13 protein-coding genes are annotated in these 24,577 nt (G+C 48.8%); 3 read left to right on the top strand and 10 right to left on the bottom strand.

All coding sequences use genetic code 11. From position 1 onward, the window contains the following. Positions 1 to 1,726 precede the first annotated feature (1,726 nt). Entirely contained in the window at positions 1,727 to 2,896 is a 1,170-nt protein-coding gene (gene rpoD, locus QT998_RS02160; RefSeq protein ID WP_333087819.1) for an RNA polymerase sigma factor RpoD, read from the top strand. Between the two features lie 556 nt (positions 2,897 to 3,452). On the opposite strand, the gene QT998_RS02155 is transcribed toward rpoD, so the two are convergent. The 3 genes from QT998_RS02155 to QT998_RS02145 form a co-directional block, all read right to left on the bottom strand. Next, the gene (locus QT998_RS02155) at positions 3,453 to 3,605 is read right to left on the bottom strand and encodes a chlorophyll A-B binding protein (protein ID WP_194066599.1); all 153 of its coding nucleotides are present in this window, start codon (positions 3,603 to 3,605) and stop codon (positions 3,453 to 3,455) included. Between the two features lie 126 nt (positions 3,606 to 3,731). Further along, positions 3,732 to 5,159, bottom strand: a complete 1,428-nt coding sequence (locus QT998_RS02150) for an ABC transporter ATP-binding protein (protein ID WP_333113279.1) — start codon at positions 5,157 to 5,159, stop codon at positions 3,732 to 3,734. A gap of 138 nt (positions 5,160 to 5,297) precedes the next feature. Then, positions 5,298 to 7,850: a DNA gyrase/topoisomerase IV subunit A gene (locus QT998_RS02145; protein ID WP_333087815.1), complete on the bottom strand. Its 2,553-nt coding sequence runs from the start codon at positions 7,848 to 7,850 to the stop codon at positions 5,298 to 5,300. A gap of 1,081 nt (positions 7,851 to 8,931) precedes the next feature. Here QT998_RS02145 and QT998_RS02140 point away from each other — a divergent pair. Continuing rightward, entirely contained in the window at positions 8,932 to 9,327 is a 396-nt protein-coding gene (locus QT998_RS02140) for a response regulator (protein ID WP_194009855.1), read from the top strand. Positions 9,328 to 10,262: 935 nt separating this feature from the next. On the opposite strand, the gene QT998_RS02135 is transcribed toward QT998_RS02140, so the two are convergent. From QT998_RS02135 to rpsT, 7 genes are all read right to left on the bottom strand, one after another. Then, positions 10,263 to 14,402: a DNA-directed RNA polymerase subunit beta'' gene (locus tag QT998_RS02135; protein WP_333113282.1), complete on the bottom strand. Its 4,140-nt coding sequence runs from the start codon at positions 14,400 to 14,402 to the stop codon at positions 10,263 to 10,265. Between the two features lie 349 nt (positions 14,403 to 14,751). After that, positions 14,752 to 16,626 carry a DNA-directed RNA polymerase subunit gamma gene (locus tag QT998_RS02130; RefSeq protein WP_333087812.1) on the bottom strand — a complete coding sequence of 625 codons (1,875 nt, stop codon included), beginning with the start codon at positions 16,624 to 16,626 and terminating at the stop codon, positions 14,752 to 14,754. Between the two features lie 159 nt (positions 16,627 to 16,785). Further along, positions 16,786 to 17,478 (bottom strand): hypothetical protein, encoded by a 693-nt coding sequence (locus QT998_RS02125; RefSeq protein ID WP_333113284.1) that lies wholly within the window; start codon positions 17,476 to 17,478, stop codon positions 16,786 to 16,788. Positions 17,479 to 17,520: 42 nt separating this feature from the next. After that, complete coding sequence (locus QT998_RS02120; protein ID WP_333113286.1) at positions 17,521 to 17,823, bottom strand: HNH endonuclease; 303 nt, start codon at positions 17,821 to 17,823, stop codon at positions 17,521 to 17,523. 148 nt (positions 17,824 to 17,971) lie between these two features. After that, positions 17,972 to 21,355 (bottom strand): DNA-directed RNA polymerase subunit beta, encoded by a 3,384-nt coding sequence (gene rpoB, locus QT998_RS02115; protein WP_333087807.1) that lies wholly within the window; start codon positions 21,353 to 21,355, stop codon positions 17,972 to 17,974. A 580-nt stretch (positions 21,356 to 21,935) separates the two neighbouring features. After that, entirely contained in the window at positions 21,936 to 22,742 is an 807-nt protein-coding gene (locus QT998_RS02110; protein ID WP_333087804.1) for a TatD family hydrolase, read from the bottom strand. A gap of 335 nt (positions 22,743 to 23,077) precedes the next feature. Beyond that, the gene (gene rpsT / locus QT998_RS02105) at positions 23,078 to 23,377 is read right to left on the bottom strand and encodes a 30S ribosomal protein S20 (RefSeq protein WP_333087802.1); all 300 of its coding nucleotides are present in this window, start codon (positions 23,375 to 23,377) and stop codon (positions 23,078 to 23,080) included. Positions 23,378 to 24,097: 720 nt separating this feature from the next. On the opposite strand from rpsT, the gene QT998_RS02100 reads away from it, so the two are divergent. Then, positions 24,098 to 24,403, top strand: a complete 306-nt coding sequence (locus tag QT998_RS02100) for a hypothetical protein (RefSeq protein WP_333113287.1) — start codon at positions 24,098 to 24,100, stop codon at positions 24,401 to 24,403. Positions 24,404 to 24,577 lie beyond the last annotated feature (174 nt).

Raw genomic sequence — 24,577 nt, 5'->3', positions numbered from 1 at the left:
TTAACTTTGCCGGCGTTCTCAAGACAGATGTGGAGCGGAAATTTATCCTGATAGCGAAATACCCTAGCTATCGAGCCGCATGATTTAAACCAGAGTGGGGTATCGACCCCGGATACCTGCTTTCGGAGGAAGGGCTGTAAATAAATGTAACAAAAATCTTCACATAGCACCAGAGTCCTATTGTTTAACAGCTTTGAACGAACTCGGCAGCTTTTGGACGATCGCCAAACAGCAAGCACATCACTACACTCGGTAAGTTTCTTTTTTTTTAAGCGATCCTCCGCCCTCCCTTGTAGCAAAGTCTGCTGGGGTTTTGTTCTATCTGCTGGAAATCTTCCACACAACACCAGTAATTTTACTTAAAATTGATGAATTTGCTTTGTCAAAGCTTCACACTGTTAGGATATATTTAAAGTAAATGTGAAGTTGTGCTTTCGGGAAATAGCGAATTGTCTTGCTTGTGAAAATGGGCGTTAGCGAAGCCCTCGAAGAGGATCGCGCAAGTGCGAGCCGAAAGCCAGCAAATTTTAGAGACATTTGCTGCCGGGAGTTGCGCGACGGGTTAACTCTCAGTAGAATTTATCCGGGTGGTTTTTGCCACGCTCTGCCATAAACTCGTGTCCCACTGCTTAAATGAGAATGTGACGCTAATAACTTAATGTGATTTAATGTCGAAATTAAACCCAATTTCTGGGATTTGAGCTAACTTAACAAAGAAAGCCCCTGTTGCACTATTAAACCCGCAACGCTTCATTGGGGGAAATCGTCGGTTTCTACTTCAGAGCGGCCGACTTACAACTCAAGTTCGCAAGCTTTATTAGATCGCAGATTGTGTATGATTCAATTCAGGGAAACAGGGTAATGATGGGTGCATCTACAAAGATTTTATTGGTTTCAATTCCAGCAAATCAAAAATTGTCTGCTAACTCTCTGGCAGACTGCGCCGCAGCCGTTCACCCACATCAGCACAAAAAAACAGCGCCGTTCGATCGTACCCAGGTTTTTAGGGGCCTTTCTCAGGATTGATCGGAATCGGCCATGAGTCACTATTGTCAAGCTAAGCTGACAAAGTTTTCCGAGTTCTTGACAAAAATTGAAAATAACTTCCATTTTTTGTGAGAACGGCTACAATCGGAAGGGTCTTTGCCAGATCCGATTCTCACCATTTGGTGCTACGACTCTCTGCTGTTGCGTTGGAAGCAGCAAACTTACATCCGAGATGGCGAAAATTAGCCGTGCAACTATCATGTCTGACAACATCGTCACTCGCACGCTGCCGGCTTTCTCAAAAGTTCGACACCTCAAACACAAAAGTTAGAGGGCTCAGTACCAGAAAACTGGTACGGGTAAAAGATCGAAGTACCGGGTAAAAAAAAGCCAGTATTTTGACCTGCGTGCGATCGTCGCATCTCTGGCATTCGTTTTTCTGGGTAAGGTATCGCAGATGAGGCGATAACTCGCTGTGAAAGAAAAAGCTGCACCCTCAATATAGGTTGCAACGTTAAAAATATGCGATAGATTGAATGTACTCGCTGCTTCTTTCAACCAGAAGTCGAAATTTGACTTGTAAAACTGGTGCTGTTTCGGTCAATGCTTCATTTAGCAAACTGAAAAGCCCACTATTTCTTACTGCGGAAATGCCAATACTGGCTAACTTGTCTAAACTACAAACAGACACTATTCCACTGTTATTTATTCTTTAATTCAGGAGCATGAGGAAGGCGGCATGACCCAGGCTAACACCGTACTCGAAACCACAATCACACCCGAAATGGAAACCATCGAGTTGCTTAGGAACGCCAAAAGCGTTCTACCCGAAAGCGAGTTGGAACTTTTTATCGACGAAGACGACGATCGAGAAGATTTTCTAGACAGCCCATCTGAAGAAGACGATACTAAAGTTGGCAAAGGTGTCAAAGCCCGCCGTCGGGCCCAAGCCAAGAAAAAGCATTATACAGAAGACTCTATTCGTCTTTACCTCCAAGAAATTGGTAGAATTCGACTGCTGCGAGCCGACGAAGAGATTGAACTCGCCCGCAAGATTGCCGATTTGCTGGAATTAGAGCGAGTTCGAGAACAACTCCTCGAAGAGTTAGACCGCGAACCCAAAGATAACGAATGGGCTAATGCTGTAGATATGGCACTGCCGGCATTCCGTCACAGACTCCACGTCGGTCGGCGGGCTAAGGAGAAGATGGTACAGTCAAACCTGCGTTTGGTGGTGTCGATCGCCAAAAAGTACATGAATCGCGGTTTGTCTTTCCAAGATTTGATTCAGGAAGGCTCTTTGGGTCTGATCCGGGCCGCTGAAAAATTCGATCACGAAAAAGGCTACAAATTTTCCACCTATGCAACTTGGTGGATACGTCAAGCCATCACCAGAGCAATCGCCGATCAATCCCGGACTATCCGCCTACCGGTTCATCTTTACGAAACCATCTCGCGGATTAAGAAAACTACCAAACTTCTTTCTCAGGAAATGGGCCGCAAGCCTACGGAAGAAGAAATCGCGACTAAAATGGAGATGACGATCGAGAAGTTGCGTTTCATTGCTAAATCCGCACAGTTGCCTATTTCTTTAGAAACTCCGATCGGCAAAGAAGAAGACTCGCGTCTGGGAGACTTTATTGAATCTGACGGAGAAACGCCAGAAGATCAAGTCTCTAAAAACTTGCTAAGAGAAGATTTAGAGAGCGTTTTGGATACTCTAAGCCCTAGAGAACGAGATGTATTGCGACTGCGTTACGGCTTAGATGACGGACGGATGAAGACCTTGGAGGAAATTGGTCAAATCTTTAACGTCACTCGCGAGCGGATTCGTCAAATCGAGGCTAAAGCGCTGCGGAAGCTGCGCCATCCCAACCGCAACAGCATCTTAAAAGAATATATCCGCTAGAGTATTTGTCTGGCATCACCCAAAAGAGTGATTGGCTCTTTTGGGGATCGAACCATAGCTTTTTTGGAAGCGATGGTTGTTAAACTTTTTGTGTTCGCTGCACTGCGAGTCATATCAATTCCGGTTGCACTCATACATGATGTTAACTGTTAACTGTTAACTGTTAACAGTGAATTTACTATTCCGATGAAGAGAGGATTTGATATCATATTATGTCGGGTCGATTAGCATCACAAAAACGGTTCGTAGTGTGGTCAATCGAACGGATATGAGATAGCTATTTGCTGCTGGTAAATTGCGCTGCTAAAAGCGCGCGGGCAAAATTTTGGGAGTTCTTTTGGGGACTCCCAAGCTTTCTATTGTCTAAACAATCTCAAGTGAAAAATTAGATTAGTTTAAAGCATTTTGCTCGCGCACTGCAGTTCAAAAACCGGGTTTCTCGATCGGAGTCACTCGAAGAGCAGCTACTCGCGTCAAAGAAACCGGGTTTTTTAATCTTAGTCAGATCGAGAAAAGAATGGCGTCCCAATCCTCCAATCTCCAATCTAAAATCGTACTAGATCACGCCCCAGAAGTGAAGCAGGCCTTGACCGGAAACCAATTCGATAATCACAGCGGCAGAGAAACCAATCATCGCTAAACGACCGTTCCAATTTTCAGCTCCTTCGCTGAAGCCCCAGTTCCAAGCGTTGCGTTTTTGTTCTTGCATAGTGCGAACTCTTTTTGTTAACTTTTGTAAGGCTTATGTAAATTAATATAACAGAAACTTGAAAAAAATGCAAGTTTATGATGTGTGAGATCGATCGCAAAGGCCCATCGACCTTGAGAATTTCGCCTAACGAGGGAAAATAGCCAACTCCGTATCCGGGTCAAACAAGTGAATCTTGTCATGGGCGACGGCCAGCCAAAGCTCCTCGCCAACACGGATCGATCGCTCAGGAGGAACCCGCACCTGCATCCGCACAGCCGGAGCATCAGTCAAACACACCCGCAAATAAGTTTCGTGCCCCAAAGCCTCCACAATTTCCACTTGTACAGACAGATTTTTGGTAGCAGGAGGGTGAATGCTCAGATGTTCGGGCCGGATGCCCAAAATTAGCTCTCGCCCGTCATATTGCTGTAGGTTTTTTGCCCAAATATCCGGTAAAGTAAAGCGAAATTGCGGGTGAGAAATCAACAGCGGGGCTGTAAACTGCACCGGCAAAAAATTCATCGGCGGAGAACCGATAAACTCAGCCACAAATAGATTAGCGGGCTTGTTGTAAAGCTCCAGAGGTTGAGCGACTTGCTGAAGCTGACCTGCATTCATAATCGCAATGCGATCGCCCATAGTCATCGCCTCAGTCTGGTCGTGAGTCACATAAATAGTCGTAGTTCCCAACTGTCGCTGCAACTGCACAATTTGCGATCGAGTTTCCGCCCTCAATTTCGCATCAAGATTAGATAGCGGTTCGTCCATCAAAAAAACTTCAGGATTTCGAGCCATCGCCCTACCCAAAGCTACTCGCTGCTTTTGTCCTCCCGAAAGTTGTTTCGGCAAGCGATTTAAAAGCGGTTCTATTTGCAATAATTGAGCTACCGCCCTAACTCTTTTGCCTACAGCCTTTTCCCGTTCCGAAAAATAGCGCAAACCCGGAGGAAGCTTGCGAGTTGCTCCAACTAAAAAGTCCTCCCCCAAAGTATATATTTGCTCTTTGTTTAAAGTATTAGAAGCCAAATAATTAATCAACTCTTTTAACTGATTTTTTATTTTTTCTGCCTGCACCAAGCTGCTTTTTTCTACCTCTGTCTCTGTCTCTGTCTCTTCTTTCCTCTTCCTTCTTCCTTCTTCCCTCTTCCTTCTTCCTTCTTCCTTCTTCCCTCTTCCTTCTTTCTTCTGAGAGCGACGCAATCCAAAGGCGAGATTATCGTAAACTGTTAAGTGAGGATAGAGAGCATAATTTTGAAACACCATAGCGATATTTCGGTCTTTGGGGGGCAAATCGTTGAGGAGACGATCGCCAATCCAAATATTGCCGGCAGTCAAAACTTCCAAACCGGCGATCGATCGCAGCAGAGTGCTTTTTCCGCAGCCAGAAGGCCCCACCAGCACCATAAATTCCCCGTCTTCGACCGTCAAGTTAATCCGCCGCAAAACGCTGTTAGAAGTTGAACTAGAGGCTTCGGGCGAGACACTTTCTGCGACGTTGTTTGCTTTTTTTTCCTGTTCTCCTTGGCGGAGTGGAAAACTTTTGTAGATATTTTCTAATACAACTTTCGCCATCAAACAATTTTAGATTTTATATTTTAGATTGGGAATTGGGGGAATTCGAGGCAGAGCCTCCAGGTATGTATTCCCAGGCTCTGCCTGGGAACAAGTCTTATGACTATTGACTAATGACTACTGACTACTGACTGCTGACTATTGACTGGTAATAACCTTAATAATTTTTTCACCGGGAGTGAGGTCAAAAACTCGATCGCCCGGAGCATCTTTCCCCCAAAAAGCTATAGCATCAGTAGTCGATCGCAGCAAGCGGCCAGAAGTAGTAAAAAGTTTAACATCCGTACCCGGAACAGATCGCAGCAAGCCAACCAAAGCATCTTTAGGTTCTGCGAAACGAAAAGCTTGAGTGCCAATTTCGCCGCGATTAGTAAGTCTGACAGAACCTGCGGGCATTCGTTTAGCCCAACCCAACTCCGAAAATAGCACCAGACTGTCTTCGGGATCGATCGTAATACAACCCACCAAAACTTCCTGCTTCCGCAACCTGGTTACTTGAGAACCTAGGGCGCTGCGACCCATTGGCGGCAGTTGTTCGTCATTAACATCAAACCGGAGAACTCGGCCTCCCGAAGTTGCGACGGCCACTTGCTCGCCAACTTTGCTCAGACTAGCGCTGCGAAGCCGATCGTCCTCCTTGAGTTTAACAACAGTCATGCCGCGATTAGTCACATCAGCCAATTCCTGCACCGGCAAACGTTTAATTTTGCCTTGCTCAGTCATAGTTACTAAATCCACCCCCTCCGAATTTTCCGGCAAAATAAAGTGTGCGATAGTAATTTCCGACAAAGCGCGATCCGTACTGTCTTTAGTAGCACTAGGGGATAACAAACCGACAATCGGCTTTCCTCGGTCTTTTGGATTGCTGCTAGGAATATCAGCCACTTTCAGCGGGTAAGCTTTGCCGTTAGGAGTTAAGACTACCAAAGTGCGATCGGTTTTAGTCAGCTCTGCAGTCACAATAAAATCTTCATTTTTTTCTAAAGCTGAAACCGATTTTTCGCGACTTTTCGAGCGCGGGCGATCGTTAGCCGGCAAGCGCCGCACGTACTGCTTGTGCGAAAATTCAACAATTGTTTCTTCAGGCTCTAGAACAGGCAATAAGTTAGGCTGAATTGTTGCCGGCGATAACTGCTTGAGTCCAGAATTTTTCTTACCAGCAAATTGTGTGTCTGTCTTGGCCGCGCGTCCTGTTTCCCTAGCAAATTTAGTGCGGCGGGGGTCAGCGTACTTGCGTTTGAGCGATCGCAATTCCTTCTTTAAAGCCTTTAAAAGTTCGCGCCTGTCGCTCAACAACCGCTGCAATTCTTGAATATTTCCCGTCAACTCATCCAGTTCGGCTTGCAAATGTTGCCTTTCCAAACCAGTCAGCCGGCGCATCGGCATCGCCAAAATCGCATCAGATTGACTTTCGCTCAAATCGAGGCGAACTTGGAAAGTTTGCTTAGCAGTAGTACCATCAGGAGAATTTCTGAGAATGTCGATCGTAGTATCGAGATTTGTCAAAGCCAACATTAAGCCTTGGACAATGTGACACCGACGTTCTGCCACCTGCAACTCGTAATTGTAGCGCCTGGTGATAGTCACTTCTCGGAAATCCAGAAATTCCTGCAACAATTGTCTGAGCGTCAACTGTCGGGGTTGACCGTTGACAATTGCCAGCAAAATCGCACCAAAATTTGTTTGCAGGTCAGTTTGTTGGTAAAGACGAGCTAGCACCGCTTCGGGAGTAAATTCCCGCTTGAGTTCAATCACAACTCGAATGCCATCGCGATCGCTCTCATCGCGCAAATCAGAAATACCGTCGAGACGGCCGGCATTCACCAAATCCGCCACCTTTTCAATCCAACTCGCCTTATTCACCTGAAACGGAAACTCCGTCACCACGATCGCCGTTTTAGTCCGCACCTTGCGATTACCAGGCACTTCTTCCACCCCAGCCACACCCCTGACCGCAATGCTGCCTCGACCCTTAGTGTAGGCATCAACAATGCCCTCTGTAGCGACGATTTCCCCTCCCGTCGGGAAATCCGGGCCCGGAATCAGTTCAATCAACTTCTCGTCCGAGACTTCGGGATTTTCAATCAAAGCAATTAAACCGTCTACCACCTCTCCCAAATTGTGCGGCGGAATATTAGTTGCCATCCCCACAGCAATCCCAGTACAGCCATTGAGTAACAGAAACGGCAACTGAGCCGGTAGTGCTGTCGGTTCCTGTTCGGAACTGTCAAAGTTAGCTGCAAAATCAACAGTTGCATCGCCGACTTGGGTTAGCATAGCTTCGTGGGCGATCGGTGCGAGCCTAGTTTCCGTGTAGCGCATCGCAGCAGCCGGGTCATTGTCCACCGAACCGAAATTGCCGTGACCCGCCAGCAAAGGATAGCGGCTCGAAAACTCCTGAACCATCCGCACCAGAGCGTCGTAAACCGATTGGTCGCCGTGGGGGTGATATTTTCCCAAAACATCTCCAACTACCCGGGCGCACTTGCGGTAAGGTCTGTCTGGTGTCAAACCGAGTTCGTGCATCGCATACAAAATTCGACGGTGCACGGGTTTTAAACCGTCGCGGACATCAGGCAAAGCTCGCCCGACGATCACACTCATGGCATATTCGAGGTACGATTGCTGCATCTCGGCGTGCAGAGGCGTAGAAATTACTTGCCCGGAAAGTAGGTTTAGTTGTTTGGCCATGAGTTCTTGTGTCCGTTAATTCCTGAGTGAAGACAGCCTCTGTCAATAATGCTCAGGTTGCCTGTCTCGAATGAAAAGCGTTTGCCTTCAAGCAAACCGATAGTTCGATAAAACCGCCCAGCAGGAGGATAAAAATAAATTTAACAGGTTAAAGCAAAATCAGAGTGCCGAAGACAGACAACACTTGCCTCTTACTCTCCACTCTTACCCTAACCTCTATATTGCCGACCGTTGCGATTACCTGTCTATTTACCGTCCGCCGCGAGAAGGTTGATTTACAGTCATGCTTTTATTTATAATCGCTCACAAATGCCGATCTTTGAGAATTCAGCAGTCAAAAGCTTTTCTCATGAGCTGTCCTAGTCTGACCTGCGATCGATCGAAGCGTCGATATTTTAAAGCAATGTCGATCGGTCTAAACTAAGAATTGCCCATCCTTAACAATCCCCGCTATGTTCCCTACTCCGAATGCTTCAGCGGCAGTACCTGAAACAACATTGCTTGATTTTAAGGGCAGCACATAAAACAATTGTCACACTACCACGACTATAAATCGCAGGCTTGACCCAGAAAAAAATCCTAAAAACCTGCTAATGAAGAATTTTGAAACTGTTGTCAGTGTCAGGGGGAACACCTCAATCAATGCAGTAAGTGTTTTTTTGACAGCCCATTTATAGTGCTGTCTGGCGATTGAGTATTATATAGGTCGATCGCCACCGCCTTGCACTCGCAAAAAAATGCTTGGCGACATAAATGAGATACTCCCTGGAAACTTTTAGGCATCTGTAGGCCATTTCGCCTACAAACCAGCGGGCCCAAGACAACCGAGTTGAAGGGAAACGCAATTCGCCGATCGGAGCCACCTAGTGCCATCTGTGATATAACTAGCTTGATGAAACAAGTTTTGACATAGATGAAATCCCCGTCCATTTTACGGCGGGGCAGATGTCAAAAGTATTGCAAACACATTCACAAAAAAGATGGCTATTTGTATGCAGCCGTATTGTTGCCCATCCTTTCCTCTCGCCTTCCCCGTGCTGAGTAAAGCGCCTTGGAAGCTGGTATCTAGGAGATCGCAAAGATGAAAACCGTTCTGATTGTAGAGGACGATTTGGTTAACGCTAGAGTTTTTTCTAAAATTCTGACTAAGCGGGGTGGCTTAGCCGTGAAGCACACAGAAAATGTTGAAGAGGTGATGCAGATTGCCGCGTCTGGAGAAGCTGATTTGATTTTAATGGATGTGTCTCTTTCACGCAGCGTCTATCAAGGAAAAGCTGTTGACGGTATTAAAATTACTCAACTGCTGAAAGCAGACCCGCAAACGGCCTCGCTACCAATTATTTTGGTAACAGCTCACGCGATGGCCGGTGATAGAGAAACTTTTCTAAATCAAAGTGGTGCGGACGGTTACATCTCTAAACCCGTGGTAGACCATCAAGAGTTTGTCGCTCAGATCAAGGCTTTGCTCCCTGATTGAGTGAAATATATAGCCTTTCTCGGTAACATGAGGTGCTAGGAGTGGGCATAGGGGATAGGCCAAACCGCGCATAGGCAGGAGTGGAAAGATCCCGCCTCACCAAGTTTGAGAACCGCTATACATGAAGGAGGAAGTTGGACAACGGATTGTGTAGCTGATCTAACGGATGTAAGGAAGAAGGAAGTTCGGCAACGGATTATGTAACGGATGTAAGGAAGAAGGAAGTTCGGCAACGGATTATGTAACGGATGTAACGGATGTAAGGAAGGAGGAAGTTCGGCAACAGATTGTGTAGCCGATATAACGAATGTAAGGAAGAAGGAAGAAGAAAGAAAGAAGAAGGAAGAAGGAAGAAGGAAGAAGGAAGAAGAAGGAAGAAGGAATTTTAATTGCATTGGATCTCAATGCTACATTTGTAGCAACAGCTCGCTATCGAGTTTGCACGGGCTGTATGTAACCAGCGGTGCGATCGATAGCGATAGAATATTATATCGGTCAATCTACCGGACAGGATATTAAAAAAAAGCTTTTTGTTGAAAAGCCACAGATGCTCCCTTTCACTATTTGTCATATCAAACACTTAAAACCTCGGAATTATAAATTTTTATTGAATTCTGACTTATATTTTTTGACGAATACACCTATTGCTTTCTTTTTTCCTTGTTTAAAGTCCGATCGCGCTTTTGGTAGCGAATTTGCCTGTGGAGAACACCAAGCTTTAAAGAAACAAACTTAATATTTTTACACCAGTGCCGAAACCGAAAAAAAATGCCACGCCGCCCGGTATTACGGGCGTGCGCGACAATTTCATAACTAAGATTACAGCCCTAAATTGGTTAAGGCTAAAGAAACCGGGTTTTTTACCAAATCAGTGAGCGAGTGGGAAAAATTGTCGAAAAAACCCGGTTTCTGACCACCCGCGAGTAAGTCCTGTATTACTCTTCGTCTTCGTCGAAATCGAAACCGATATCATCGTCCTCGTCGTCAGCCAAAACTTCTAACGAACCGTCATCACTTGAGCCGACAAAATCGTCTTCATCAACTTCAATTTCCTCAAACTCTTCATCAGGCTCAAGGTCAGAAACTGCTGCGGTATCGAAACTGCTTTCGAGCGTATATTTGCGGCGGGCAGTACGGTCATCAAGTACCACATCCTCCTGCAAATCTTGGAAATCGTCATCAAACACGGCACCTTCAAAACCCGCATCCTGAACGCTGGCATCTTCGTAAGCATTGAAACCAGTACCGGCGGGAATCAAGCGGCCGATGATGACGTTTTCTTTGAGGCCTCGGAGCCAGTCGGACTTGCCTTCGATCGCCGCTTCCGTCAGCACCCTGGTGGTTTCTTGGAAAGAAGCCGCAGAAATGAAACTGTCAGTATTGAGCGAAGCCTTAGTAATTCCCAGTAGCACCGGAGTGTAATCTGCCGGAGCCCCGCCGGTAATCGACATTGCCTCGTTCACCTGCTCTACCTGCCGCAGCTCTACCAGCTCGCCCGGTAGCATCGTAGTGTCGCCGCCGTCTTCTACGCGGACTTTGTTGGTCATCTGCCGCACAATTACCTCAATGTGCTTGTCAGAAATATCTACCCCTTGGGATTGATAGACAGATTGCACTTCGTTTACCAAGAGGGTTTGCACCTGCTGGAAACTTTCCAAAGCTGCTTCAAATGTGGACTGGCGCTCTTTGAGAGCTTGGAAGAAAACTTCGAGAATTTCATGGGGGTTGGCGGGCCCGTCAGTCAGGGCTTCGGCTACACCTACTCGCTGTCCGTCGGAGACGATCGGATTCTGCCCCGGTAGCAAAGGATATGCTTCGATGCGGCCGTCATCTTCAACTACAGCCAGTTCGACCATATCTTCCTCGGTGGATACGCGGGCAGTCCCCGGACGGTGGGCCAAAATGCAGGCTTCCTTCGGCTTGCGCCCTTCCAGGAGTTCTTCAATCCGGGGCAAACCCTGGATGATGTCGCCTGTTTTCGCCCGCTCGAACACCAGGATGACTAAGTTGTCGCCCCGCTGCACCAAGTCGCCGTCATCGACGTGGAGGACTGCACCGGCGGAAACCCGGTAAGGACGAGCTATTCTGAGCACGATTTTTGCAGGTTCCGAGCCGTTCGAGGGTACGACCTTGACTACTTGGCCGGATTCTTCCAAAAACGTGCCGGGGGCGATTTCCGTACCGGCTACTAGCAGTTGACCGGGACTGAAATCTGGGGCGACGGGGAGGTCGATCGAAATCGAGTCGGCTTCCCGCATGACCAAGAGGCGGCGCACCGGCTCGTTTTGTCCTTCGCGGATGCCCCGAACCGTCCCTGCTTCTTTGCAGAGAATTTCGGTGCGGGCTACTACTGCGCCCGGAGCGATCGACTGTCCGTCTTCTACCAAAAGCCGCGTCTGAGTGCTGCCCTGGGTGGGGTCTGCCGACACGTCGCGCCGAACTACGAGGGATTCTAAAATCACTAACTGCAGGCGGAAGGTTTTGGAAACCGGCGGTGCTTCGTCGCTTTCTCCTGCCAATTCTTGAGAGAGGGCGGTGGAGTCGGAGACTGCTGCTGGGGAGTCATAATCGTTGTCCGACAAGGCGGTATCATCTTCTGGGTCTGGCAAAAGTTCGATATCTGCTGCCAGTTGCGGAGCTCCTGAACCAATTTCTAGGATGAGCTGAGTCCGCAGGAGTTCGAGTCCTTCTACTGATTTGACGCGCTCTCCGTCTTTGTAGGGGAGGCGCTGGACTGCTTTGAGGGCGATCGACTCGTTGAGCGCAGTCTGGGAAGGCACCGGCGGCTTGTCGGGAACAGGAAACTCTACGACTGGCCGCAGCAGCAATGCTGGGCCTTCGGGTGTTTCGATGTATTCCGCATAGGCGAGTTCTTCAGCAACTAAGCCGGGGAAGATTTCTTGACCCGCGTTGACAATTTGACCTTCGGTTGCCGAAAGTGGGGGGCGGTCAACGAGGTGCAGGGTTCCAGGTTTGATGACAATTTCCCGCAAAATATCATTTTTTTGCGTTACTTCTACTGCACCGCTGGTTTGGCAGAAGATATCTTTGACTACTTCAGTGCCGGCTTCGACGTACTGGCCATCTTCGACTAGCAATAGAGAGATGTCTTTGTTGACTTCGTGGCATTCTTCCGGTATCCACAGCAGGGTGCCGCCCTTGATGACTTCGAGTCCTTGTTTGGCTTTGCCGCGCTTTTGGACTTCGACGCCGGCGTATTTGACAATGCCTCCGGTGGCGGTGCGGTAGGTGTCGTCGAGCAGTTCGGCTACGACTTCGCCGTTGATGACTTTGCTTCCGGGAGTTGTTTTGAGCGAGAACCGCTGGTTGGAAGTTGTTTCGATCGTGTAATATTCTCGGCCGCCGGTGCTTTCGGCTCGGACGATGGCTTGATCGAGCAATACTTGAGCGGTGATGATTTCAATTTCTCGCTCGTCGGCGATGCGGACTACGCCCCCGTGTTCGGAGACGAGTTTGGTTTCGGCGATGACGCTGTTTTCTGGAATTCGGGAGCCGTTTTTGACTGCCGGTTCCGCGCCGGGAGGGAGGTTGTAGACTTCTCCCGAGAGTATCCAAATCAGTCCGCCCCGGCTGGCGGTGCGGGTGGTGTTACCTTGGCGGTCGGTTTTTTCTTCGGGTACGATGTCGGCAAATTTGGCTTCGCCGGCTAAGTCTGAGGCTACGTCTGTGGTGACTTTTTCGGTGGTTTTGCGGGCTGCGCGTCCGACGATCGGCACTTGAGCCAATATTTGACCTTGGATGGCGCGCTGTCCGTCTTTGACCATGAGCGTGGAACCTTGGGCGATCGCCAGTTCAATCTTTAGTTTCTGATTTTTGGCTCCCGATTTGCCTTCCTCGAAGCCGTCGCCCTCGAATACGAGCTTGCCGCCGTTTTCGGCGATCAGGGCTTCTTCGCCGTGAGAAGTGCGGAAGGAACGGGTTCGCAAGTTCTTAAACTTTGCCACGCCCGGGAATGGGGCGCGTTCTTGTTTGGCGACTTCTCCAGTGAACACGCCTCCGGTGTGGAAAGTACGCATGGTGAGCTGGGTTCCGGGTTCGCCGATCGACTGGGCGGCAATAATCCCGATCGCTTCTCCCATGTCTACCATTTTCAGGTGGGCGAGGCTCCAGCCGTAGCAGCACTGACAGACGGAACGGGTGGCTTCGCAGGTTAGGGGCGATCGCAAATACACCTCGCCAACTCCTGAAGCGCCGATCGCGTCTGCGAGCTCTTCACTAATTGGCTGGTTGCGGACTGCCATGATGTTGCCGAACCTTACGATTTCTTTGGTTTTGGGGTGCACCACGTCTTTTGCAAACACCCGGCCGAGCAGCCTGTCTTTCAGGGGTATCAGCACGGTAGCTCCGTCGGTCATCGGCCGGACTCGAATGCCGCGTTGGGTGCCACAATCTACTTCGCGGACGATTACGTCTTGGGACACGTCTACCAGGCGGCGGGTCAGGTAGCCGGAGTCGGCGGTGCGGAGGGCCGTATCGACCAGTCCTTTGCGCGCTCCGTAGGAAGAAATAATGTATTCCGTGACAGTGAGACCTTCTCGGAAGTTGGTTTTAATTGGTAAGTCGATGATTTCTCCCTGGGGGTCTGCCATCAATCCGCGCATTCCGACAAGCTGCCGCACTTGGGAGATATTTCCCCGGGCACCGGAGAAGGCCATCATGTAGACCGAGTTGAGGGGGTCTGTGGCTCGGAAGTTTTTGACTACTTCGTCTTTGAGGTCTTCTGAGGTGCTGTTCCAAGTGTCGATTACTTTTTGGAAGCGTTCGACTTCGGTGATTTCGCCTCTGGTGTACCGCTGTTCGGTGATGCGGATTTCTTCTTCGGCTGCATCTAAGAGTTGTCGTTTGATTGGTGGTACTTGCAGGTCGTCTACGCTGATGGAAACTCCGGCGCGCGTAGCAAAGCGAAAACCCAAGTCTTTGAGTTTATCTGCCATTTGCGCGGTGCGGGCAGTTCCGTATTCCATGAACGACCAAGAGATTAATTTTTTGAGCTGACCTTTGTCAACAACTCGGTTGCGAAAAACAATTTCTTTATTTTCTTTGTATTCAGTCATTTGTTTGCTGTTAGTAATTTACTCGTCAGTCATCAGTTTAGAAACCGGGTTTCTGAGAATATTTCTCCTCACCAAGCCCAACCTGTAGAAACCCGGTTTCTCGCTCCTGGCACATCACTCATCGGTCATCAGTTCAGAAACCGGGTTTCTGAGAATATTTTTGGTCACATAACCCAACCCTTAGAAACCTAGTTTCTCGCTTCTGGGACATGGGTCATCGGTCGTGGGAGTAAAACCGGGTTTCTGAGAATATTTTTGGTCACATAACCCAACCCTTAGAAACCTAGTTTCTCGCTCCTCGACTGACCGATCGCCTATTACCCGCTGTTATTTCCCAATTTTCCTATTCCTAGTTATTAATGACCGATTCGATCGTTTGGTGATAGATAATTCGACCGGGAGTAGTGCGAATAAACTGATTGAGCAAGTTGCCTTCTTTGTCTTCTCGAATCCGGCGGAACTTGAATTCTTTCGTGACCGTACCGTCGGTCGATCGTTCTAGTTTCAGCGGTTCTCCTTCTGGTTCTATATTTTCTATCGGGCCTTGAAATCTCACCCACACGTAGGAATGCAAGTCAACAACTCCTTGTTCGTAGGCTACAACCGCATCGGTGAGGTTAGAGAAATAGTGACCTGCTCCTTTTTGAGCGTCGCGATTTTCCGCTGTCAAGTAATAGCAACCGAGCACCATATCTTGCGAAGGAGTGACAATTGGTCTTCCGGTTGCGGGCGACATAATGTTATTAGAAGCCAGCATCAGCAAGCGGGCTTCCGCCTGAGATTCCAGAGACAAGGGCACGTGCACGGCCATTTGGTCGCCGTCAAAGTCAGCGTTAAAAGCCGGACAAACTAGCGGGTGAAGCTGAATCGCCCTCCCGTCTACCAAAATGGGTTCGAAGGCTTGAATTCCCAAACGGTGCAGGGTGGGGGCCCGGTTCAGCATGACTGGGTGTCCTTCAATCACTTCTTGAAGCACCTCCCAGATGCTTGGGTCGCTGCGCTGGATCAATTTTTTGGCAGCTTTGATGTTATTGACCAATCCTTGGCGGATGAGGCGGTGGATGACAAAGGGCTGGAAAAGTTCGATCGCCATTTCCCTCGGTAAACCGCACTGATGAATTTTCAGTTTCGGCCCCACCACAATCACCGAACGTCCAGAATAGTCAACCCGTTTCCCGAGCAAGTTTTGCCGGAAGCGGCCTTGTTTCCCTTCAATAATGTCCGACAGAGATTTCAGCGGGCGGTTGTTTGCGCCCACAACAGTCCGGCCGCGGCGGCCGTTGTCAATCAGCGCATCCACAGCTTCTTGCAGCATCCGTTTTTCGTTGCGGATGATAATTTCCGGCGCTAGGATTTCTTGCAATCTCGCCAAGCGGTTGTTGCGGTTAATCACTCTCCGATAAAGGTCGTTGAGGTCGCTTGTCGCAAAACGCCCGCCGTCTAGCTGTACCATTGGCCGCAAGTCTGGGGGAATCACCGGAATCACCGACAGCACCATCCAATCGGGATGAGAACCCGTAGCGATAAAGTTGTCAATTACCCGCAAACGTTTGATTAACTTCGCTCGTTTTTGACCTTTAGCATTAGCAATATCTTCGCGCAGCTTTTCCGCTTCGCTTTCTAGCGGAATATTTTGCAGCAAAACTTGCAAAGCTTCAGCACCGATTCCTACTTCTACGCCGGTCAGCGTGGAATCTTCGCTGTAAAGTTCATCTTCTATTTCCAGCCAAGCATCTTCTGTGAGCAATTGCTTGTATTGCAGCTTTTCAGCATTGCCAGCATTCAACACAACATAGGCATTGAAATAGACAATTTGTTCGACATCTCGCAGCGGCATATCTAACAGAATCGCCATGTAACTGGGGATACCTTTGAGATACCAAACGTGAGCAACTGGAGCTGCTAATTTGATAAATCCCATGCGGTGGCGACGGACGCGAGATTCTGTTACTTCAACACCGCATCTCTCGCAAACAATGCCTCTATGACGAACTCTTTTGTACTTGCCACAATGACATTCCCAATCTTTTGCAGGCCCAAAAATTCGCTCACAAAACAACCCGTCCATTTCCGGCTTTAATGTTCTGTAATTTATGGTTTCTGGTTTTATGACTTCGCCAGTTAGCTGACCATTGGGTAAAGTTCTCTCTCCCCATTGTCGAATTCTTTCAGGTGAAGCTAACCCAATCTTTACATAATCAAATCGTTGTTCTATCTTAGCCATTCTTGACTCCAATCGATGATTTACTTGAAATTATTTGCTGTAATTTATCTGTTTTGATTGATTGTTTGGCGCTTAAATCAATGTCAGACTCCTTTATATGTGGCATTAGTTTTAATGTCATAAATGACATTTTTGGATGCTCCCAATTCGCGAGAAATCTTAGTTAGCAAGAGATTCTCCAGCTTTAATGCGTTCTCGCACATCCTGTGCTTGAGCAAAAGTCAGTTTGCGATCGAGATATCCACCCATGTGAGGAATCGGAATCTCTTCGCCTTCTTCCTTCCATGTCAGGTGATACTTAATATTGTGTATAGTTATCGGATTTACGCTGTATGCTTCAGCTAGATCCTTCATTCTCTCTCCTGCTGCTAGTTTTTGCCGGATTTCTCGCACCTTTTCCCAGTCTAATTTTGCATTGGAAAGGGGATGACTTTTTCCTTGGGTGCGTCCTTTTTTTGAAGCATCTAAGGCCTTTTGGGAACGAGTACCAGCCCAGAGGTGTTCTGGATTTATACAACTGGGAGTATCGCAGGTATGACAAGCATCTATATATGTGGGAACTTCATATCCTAATTTCTCTGCTAAAACAGCACGAGTAACTGATTTCAAATTCCCATTTTTCCAATATCTGCCATAGCCTGAACAATCTTTTCCGCCTTGAAAAATTATGCAGCCGTTGTCTTGAATTTCTCCTAAAAAATGTGGAGAAACTGTGGTGAAGTTATCAGGAATATTTGTCTGAACGATCTTAGTAATAGTTTCATGTTGTACCCCATACTCTTTTGCTAGGTGGTTCTTGACTTTTTCCGATAAATATTTAGTCTGAATTTCTCGCAGTTGTACGATCGACAATTTATCAATTCCCGGAATACTTTTGCGTCTGGGAGTTTGGCGTTAGCGCAGCCCTCGAAGAGGATCGCGCCCCATCATATGTCCCCTGTTCTCAGCGGCAGACCCCGCTACAAGATGTTCCGGGTTGATGCAGCTTGGGTTGTCGCAGGTGTGGTAAGCAAAATAACCGGAATCTAGGAATCCTGCTATTTTTGATTCGAGGACTAATCGGTGGACTAATACCGTTTTCCCCGACATCCACTTACGCCCGTAACCATTGCCAAACTTACTACTTTGCCAGTTAATACAGCCTGTCTCCCGATCGAATTCTCCTTCAATTCCGGGGATAACTGTTAAAATAATCATGTCAGCGCATCTCCTTGTTAGAGCGTTGATTCGCCTCAGTAGTGGTACGAACACTGCTGAGGCATTTTTATTCGAGATTGTCGATTTTAAATTTTAGATTAAATATTACTAAAAAATCTAAAATTTAAAATCGAAAAATCTCAAATCCCTAATCTTCGTCTTCGTCGCGAGAAAGCGATTCGTAAGTAGGCCTGGAGGGCGATCGCCGCCCGCCAGCATCCGCCATCAAATCCACCTCAACGTGCTCGCTGCCTTCGTCGTTCGTATTCACTTTGTGCACGGCAATGTCCAAACACAAAGACTGCAACTCCCGCATCAACACTTTGAACGATTCCGGCGTACCGGGGCGCGGGATGGATTTGCCCTTGACGATCGCGTTTAAAGCCTCGTTTCTGCCCTGCATATCGTCCGACTTGACTGTCAGCAACTCCTGCAAGGTGTAAGCGCAGCCAAAGGCCTCCAAGGCCCAGACTTCCATTTCCCCGAACCGCTGTCCACCCTGCTGCGCTTTGCCGCCCAAAGGCTGCTGCGTCACCAAGGAGTAAGGCCCGGTGCTGCGGGCGTGGATTTTGTCATCTACCAAGTGGACGAGTTTGAGCATATAGGCGATGCCGACTGTGATTGGGCGATCGAACGCTTCCCCAGTTCTGCCGTCATAAACTATAGTCTTGCCTGGGTGTTTTTCGTTAAACACCCAAGGCTTGCCAGTTTTTTCCCGCGCCTCTTCCAACTTGCCGTGAACGGTTTCCCGCGACTTTTCAGCGCCGTGCATTTCGTCAAACGGCACCATCTTGAACCGCATCGACAGATTTTCGCCCGCCCAGCCTAGCAAGCACTCGAAAATTTGACCGACGTTCATCCGCGACGGTACGCCCAAGGGGTTGAGCACGATGTCAATCGGAGTGCCATCGGGCAAGTAGGGCATATCTTCCTTCGGCAGAATCCGGGATACGATGCCTTTGTTGCCGTGGCGGCCGGCCATTTTGTCGCCGACTTGAATTTTTCGTTTTTGGGCGACGTAGACGCGGACGACCATGTTAGCGCCGGGGGGCAGTTCATCGCCTTGTTCGCGGGTAAAAACCCGCACATCTACGACGCGGCCTTTTTCTCCGTTGGGAACGCGCAGCGAGTTGTCGCGCACGTCGCGAGCTTTTTCACCGAAGATTGCTCTGAGCAGTTTTTCTTCGGGGGGTTGGTCGGATTCGCCTTTGGGGGTGACTTTGCCGACTAAGATATCGCCAGATTCTACCCAAGCGCCTTTGCGGATGATGCCTCCTTCGTCTAGCTGGCGCAGGGCGTCTTCGCCGACGTTGGGAATTTCGCGGGTGATTTCTTCGGGGCCTAGTTTGGTTTGGCGGGCTTCGATTTCGTATTTCTCGATGTGGATGCTGGTGTATACGTCTTCGTACACCAATCGCTCGCTGATAAGCATTGCGTCTTCGTAGTTGTATCCTTCCCAAGGCATATAGGCTACGAGGATGTTGTGACCGAGGGCGAGTTCTGCGCCTTCGGTGGAGGAACCGTCGGCGAGGACTTGACCTGCTACGACACGATCGCCCTCATAGATTAGGGGGCGCTGGTTCAAGCAGGTATCTTGGTTCGATCGCTGGTATTTTTGCAGTTCGTGTTCGATGCAGCCGGCGTATTTTTGCTTCCAAACCGAAGGCTGTCTGACTTTGAGTTCGTCGTACTCACGAATCAGGAAATGTTCTTCGCTGGAATTAGACTCGGCATCTGGTGCCAGGGGCTTGACAATAATCCGGGTCGCATCGATGTAAATGACTTCGCCGTCAATCCGGGAAACTACCACCATCCCGGAATCTCGCGCGGCCTGAGCTTCGAGACCTGTACCGACGAGGGGGCGTTCGGGTTTGAGCAGCGGCACGGCTTGCCGCTGCATATTCGACCCCATCAGAGCGCGGTTGGCGTCGTCGTGTTCCAAGAACGGGATCAGGGAGGTGGCGACGGAGACGATTTGTACGGGTGAAATCGCCATGTAGTCCACCTGCATCGGGGTGGTGGTGGTGAATTCTTGGCGGTAGCGGACGGCTACGGTTTCGCCCAAGAGGTTGTTGTTTTCGTCGAGGCTGATGTCTCCGGGGGCGACGCGCAAGTCGTCTTCTTCATCGGCTGTCATGTAGATGGGGGCTTTGTCCCGCAGCACCTGTCCTTTTTCTACTGGGTAGAATGGTGTTTCGATGAAGCCGTAGGGGTTGACGCGGGCGTGGGTTGCTAGGGAACCGATCAGTCCGGCGTTGGGGCCTTCTGGTGTTTCGATCGGGCAAATCCGGCCGTAGTGGGACGGGTGAATGTCCCGCACTGCGAAACCTGCGCGTTCGCGGGTCAGACCTCCAGGGCCGAGGGCGGAAAGCCGGCGTTTGTGGGTCAGTTCTGCGAGGGGATTGGTTTGATCCATGAACTGCGATAGCTGCGAGGAACCAAAAAATTCCTTGATTGCTGCTACCAGGGGTTTGGGGTTGACTAGGGAGGCGGGGGTGAGGGAGTCTGCGTCGGAGACTGTCATGCGTTCGCGGATGATCCGTTCTAGGCGGTTGAGTCCTACTCTGACTTGGTTTTGCAGCAGTTCGCCGACGCTGCGGACGCGACGGTTTCCTAAGTGGTCGATGTCATCCGTCGAGCCGATGTCGAATTCGAGGTTGATCAAATAGTCGATCGCCGTCAAGATATCTTGGGATGTCAGCACTCGCACCGTGTCGGGGACTGTCAACCGCAGTTTTTTGTTGAGTTTGTACCGGCCGACTTTGCCTAAATCGTAGCGTTTGGGGTCGAAAAAGCGGGAATTGAGGAGCTGTTCTCCTCCGGCTACGGTGGGGGGTTCGCCCGGTCGCAGTTTGCGGTAGAGCTCCATTAGAGCTTCCTCTTCGCCGAACTGTCCTTCTTTTTCGATGGTTTTTTGGAAGTATTCGGGGTGGCGCAAACTGTCGTAGATTTCGCCGTCTGTGAGCCCTAGGGCTTTGAGGAGGACTTGGGCCGATAGTTTGCGGGTTTTGTCGATTCTGACCCAGACTAAATCGTTTTTGTCGGTCTCGAATTTGAGCCACGCGCCACGGTTGGGGATGAGACTGGCGTTGTAGGTGCGGCGGCCGTTTTTGTCGGTTTCCGATTTGTAGTATACGCCGGGGGAACGGACGATTTGGTTGACGATTACTCGTTCCGCGCCGTTGATGATGAAGGTTCCCCGTTCTGTCATCAATGGCAAGTCGCCGATGAAGACTTCTTGTTCTTTAATTTCGCCTGTTTCTTTGTTGATCAGGCGGGTTGGTACGTACATTTGTACCGAGTAGGTGCTGTCCCGGCGCTTGGCTTCGTCCACGTCGTATTTCGGGCGCTTGAGTTTGAAGTCTTTGCCCATGAAGTGCAGTTCTAGTTTGCCGGTGTAGTCTGAGATCGGGGAGAAGCTGTCGAGTTCTTCGATCAGTCCGGCTTCTAAGAACCAGCGAAAACTTGCCCGCTGGATTTCGATCAGGTCGGGCAAGGTGAACGCGAATTCTGTGTAATCTTTAGTGATCATGGGTGTCCTTTTTCCGCTGTGGCTCTAGCTTTTTACATTGCGCCAAGGCTTGGCGTTTTTACTTTGTTGTGTTTTTTTGATGGATTGTGTGAGAGAATGTATATGATATTTTGGATCGCGATCCGACTTTTGCAACTGTTATTTGTGCGGGTTGCTCGCATTCGTTTTGTGCGGATTTACGCTTGATTGAGATGTTTTTAGAACCGATATTTTGCTGTTTCAGGGTAAACTCCCCATACATTCGACTCCTCAAATTGACTCGAAAGCTATTGCCAAATTACTGAGGTTCCAAGTGTCTCCCTGTCTGTAAATTTGACTGTGTAAGGAAAGAGTTTTTGCTGGAAGTTTTGGCTAGCGTTGGGACGGCGTGCTGGCCCGATTGCTGGCAGTTCGCCGACTGCTGCGATCGCGGGGATAGTCAGCCAAAGCTCGATCGGCTGGTTCTATTATTATAGGACGCAAATTCGATCGCGTGCCGTCAACGTCAAAGGAATCTCAGGGTGAGGATGAATCCGGTTTTTAGGGCAAACAAAATATAGATGAGATTACCCCTTACCCCGAAGGCTTGCCTCTAAATCGATTAGTTTTCCTCGTTTCCTTGTTCTATAGCGAGTGAAAGGCCAAATAGCTGACAGGCATTTTCGGTTGTCTGCCGCGACAAAGTTAAAAGAGAAACTCCTCTCAATTTCGCAACTTGCTCGGCTACGTAGTATACGTAAGCTGGTTCATTACGTTTTCCCCGCTGGGGTGCGGGGGCGAGAAAAGGGCAATCTGTCTCAACTAGGATGCGATCGCTATTTACCATACAAGCTGATTCTTGTATTTGCAAGGCTTTTTTAAAGGTGACTGTGCCGCTAAAACTGATGTAGAAACCCAAGTCTAAAAACCACTGGGTTTCTTCGGGCGTACCTCCCCAGCAGTGCATCACTCCCCGCACCGGGCCGCGTTTTTCCCAAAAGTTCCGCAGCATTTCGGCCATTGGGGCGGCAGCGTCGCGACAGTGGATGATGACTGGTTTGTCAAGTTCCCTGGCGATTTCAAGCTGTGCCTCAAACACTTTAAACTGGTGTTCGCGATCGTCAGCTTTAAAAAAGTCGAGTCCGGTTTCGCCGATCGCCACTACCCTAGAGTCAGAACTTGCCTTTTCGCGAATCATATTCGCAGTTTCGTCTTTCCACTTGGCGGCATCTAGGGGGTGAAGCCCCACCGCAAACGAGACTTCTGGAAATTGATCGGCAATTGCTTGAATTGAGGCAAACTCTGCAGGTTCCACACAAGAATGAACTAGCCGAACCACACCAGCTTCGCGCCAGCGTTGTCGAATAGTTTCTAATTCAGACTTGTAAGTCTCAAAGTTGATATGAACGTGAGTGTCAATGAGCTGCATGGGGGAAGCAGATTAGATTTGATACCAGAGCATCCGAGTTGTTGACGGGAGAGTGGGGGATGGGGAGAAGGGGAGATGGGGAGAGTGGGAGAGTGGGAGAGTGGGAGAGTGGGAGAGTGGGGGAATGGGAGAGTGGGAGAGTGGGAGATGGGGAGATGGGGAGAGTGGGAAAAATTCTCTTTCTTCCTTCTTCCCTCTTCCCTCTTCCCTCTTCCTTCTTCCTTCTTCCGACGGACTTACATCCGTTACATCCGTTACATCCCGTACATTGCTCGTTGCCGAACTTCCCTCTTCCCTCTTCCTTCTTCCTTCTTCCCTCTTCCTTCTTCCTTATCTTAGGATGCTGCTTGTGTTTCGTGAGGCTTTAGGGTTCTTGCCAAGCGGGACTTTTTGCGATCGCCGTTGTTGCGGTGGAGTACGCCTTTTTTGACAGCTTTGTCAATTTTGCTGTATGCCTCAGACATCCGCTGCTGAACTTCTTGCATCAATTCAGGAGAAGGAGTTGCGGCGTACTTTTCGACGGCTACAAAATACTTCTTCATCAAAGTTTTGACCGCTGACTTGTAAGACTTGTTGTACAAGCGGTTGCGCTCGGCGATTTTGACTCGTTTGATTGCGGACTTAATATTTGCCATAATGTCAGTTGCTGGAAGTAGGTATTCATTGATACATCCCCGTCTGGAGAAAGTCTCCAGACACGGGAATTTTGCGACAAGCTTTTCGGGAGCGAGCCACAAAAAGCTTGATTTTTAAAAGCTGAGTCTGTTGATTTGAGGTTGAAAATTTTAGATTTAGTCCGCAGGTGAACCTGAGATCTCGAACCAAAGTCTAAAATTTTGAGTTCTCCACGACTCACGACCAGGCGAGTGTCGGGGGCTTCCGTTTTTGGGCGGGTCGGACAGCCACTACCGCTAGCTCAGATTGAGCTGAGTCTGTGGGTACTTTCGGGCGACGCAATAATTTTTTATTGACTCATTTAACTGCCAATTTTTTATCCCTGACGATACCCAAAGGTATGATACAGGTGTTACACAGGCTAGTTGCGGGCGATCGACCGTCACGAGTTAAAGTTACGGTTTCTGACACGCAATTTTCAATTATACAATAATTTGGCGTTTTTCTATAAAAAAAACTATCTGGTGTTTGAAAAACTAATATAGCATCTATTCTGCTTAAAATCCCAATTCCCGGAAAAATCCAAGTTAAACTATAACAAAGAATACGGGTTATTTGGGCTTCTTGCTGGATCACTCATCGAATCGAAGGAAGAAGGAAGAAGGAAAAGGGAAGAAGGAAGAGGGAAGTTCGGCAACGAGCAATGTACGGGATGTAACGGATGTAAGTCCGTCGGAAGAGTGAAGAGGGAAGAGGGAAGTTCGGCAACGAGCAATGTACGGGATGTAACGGATGTAAGTCCGTCGGAAGGGGGAAGAAGGAAGGGGGAAGAAGGAAGAGGGAAGAAGGAAGAGGGAAAAAATCCCCCTCTCCCCTCCTCTGTGTCCCTCTGTCCCTCTAGATTCTCCCCCTCTCCCTCCGCACCCGGTTCTCTGGCGAGCAATTTCCCAGGAAGGTTGTGGCTTGTCCTCGGTGTTGCAAAATCCCGACAGAGATTTAAGCGCTGCATTGAAGCCTGTGAAAATGCCACGAGTCTGGCAGTTTAAGCTTGTGGACTGGTGGTGGCATACTTTTCTAGGATATATTCACAAAAATCCCAAATTGTCAAGCAAATGTTAGCTATACAGGCGGGAATCCCCAAACCATAACCGTTTCGGATTGGTGTTAAAATGAAAAACCAGCACTAATTGTAATAATTCTGGTAGAATATTCATATCTTG

It is taken from the genome of Microcoleus sp. S1D4, assembly GCF_036700765.1.
GTDB lineage: Bacteria > Cyanobacteriota > Cyanobacteriia > Cyanobacteriales > Microcoleaceae > Microcoleus.
Note: the sequence above shows the minus strand (reverse complement) of the source record. Positions and strands in the feature narration are given on the sequence as shown.

Coding starts and splice junctions, on each gene's coding strand:
- rpoB (WP_333087807.1), bottom strand. CDS start 21,355: ATGATCACTAAAGATTACACAGAATTCGCGTTCACCTTGCCCGACCTG.
- rpsT (WP_333087802.1), bottom strand. CDS start 23,377: ATGGCAAATATTAAGTCCGCAATCAAACGAGTCAAAATCGCCGAGCGC.
- QT998_RS02130 (WP_333087812.1), bottom strand. CDS start 16,626: ATGGCTAAGATAGAACAACGATTTGATTATGTAAAGATTGGGTTAGCT.
- QT998_RS02140 (WP_194009855.1), top strand. CDS start 8,932: ATGAAAACCGTTCTGATTGTAGAGGACGATTTGGTTAACGCTAGAGTT.
- rpoD (WP_333087819.1), top strand. CDS start 1,727: ATGACCCAGGCTAACACCGTACTCGAAACCACAATCACACCCGAAATG.
- QT998_RS02145 (WP_333087815.1), bottom strand. CDS start 7,850: ATGGCCAAACAACTAAACCTACTTTCCGGGCAAGTAATTTCTACGCCT.
- QT998_RS02155 (WP_194066599.1), bottom strand. CDS start 3,605: ATGCAAGAACAAAAACGCAACGCTTGGAACTGGGGCTTCAGCGAAGGA.
- QT998_RS02150 (WP_333113279.1), bottom strand. CDS start 5,159: ATGGCGAAAGTTGTATTAGAAAATATCTACAAAAGTTTTCCACTCCGC.
- QT998_RS02120 (WP_333113286.1), bottom strand. CDS start 17,823: ATGATTATTTTAACAGTTATCCCCGGAATTGAAGGAGAATTCGATCGG.
- QT998_RS02110 (WP_333087804.1), bottom strand. CDS start 22,742: ATGCAGCTCATTGACACTCACGTTCATATCAACTTTGAGACTTACAAG.
- QT998_RS02135 (WP_333113282.1), bottom strand. CDS start 14,402: ATGACTGAATACAAAGAAAATAAAGAAATTGTTTTTCGCAACCGAGTT.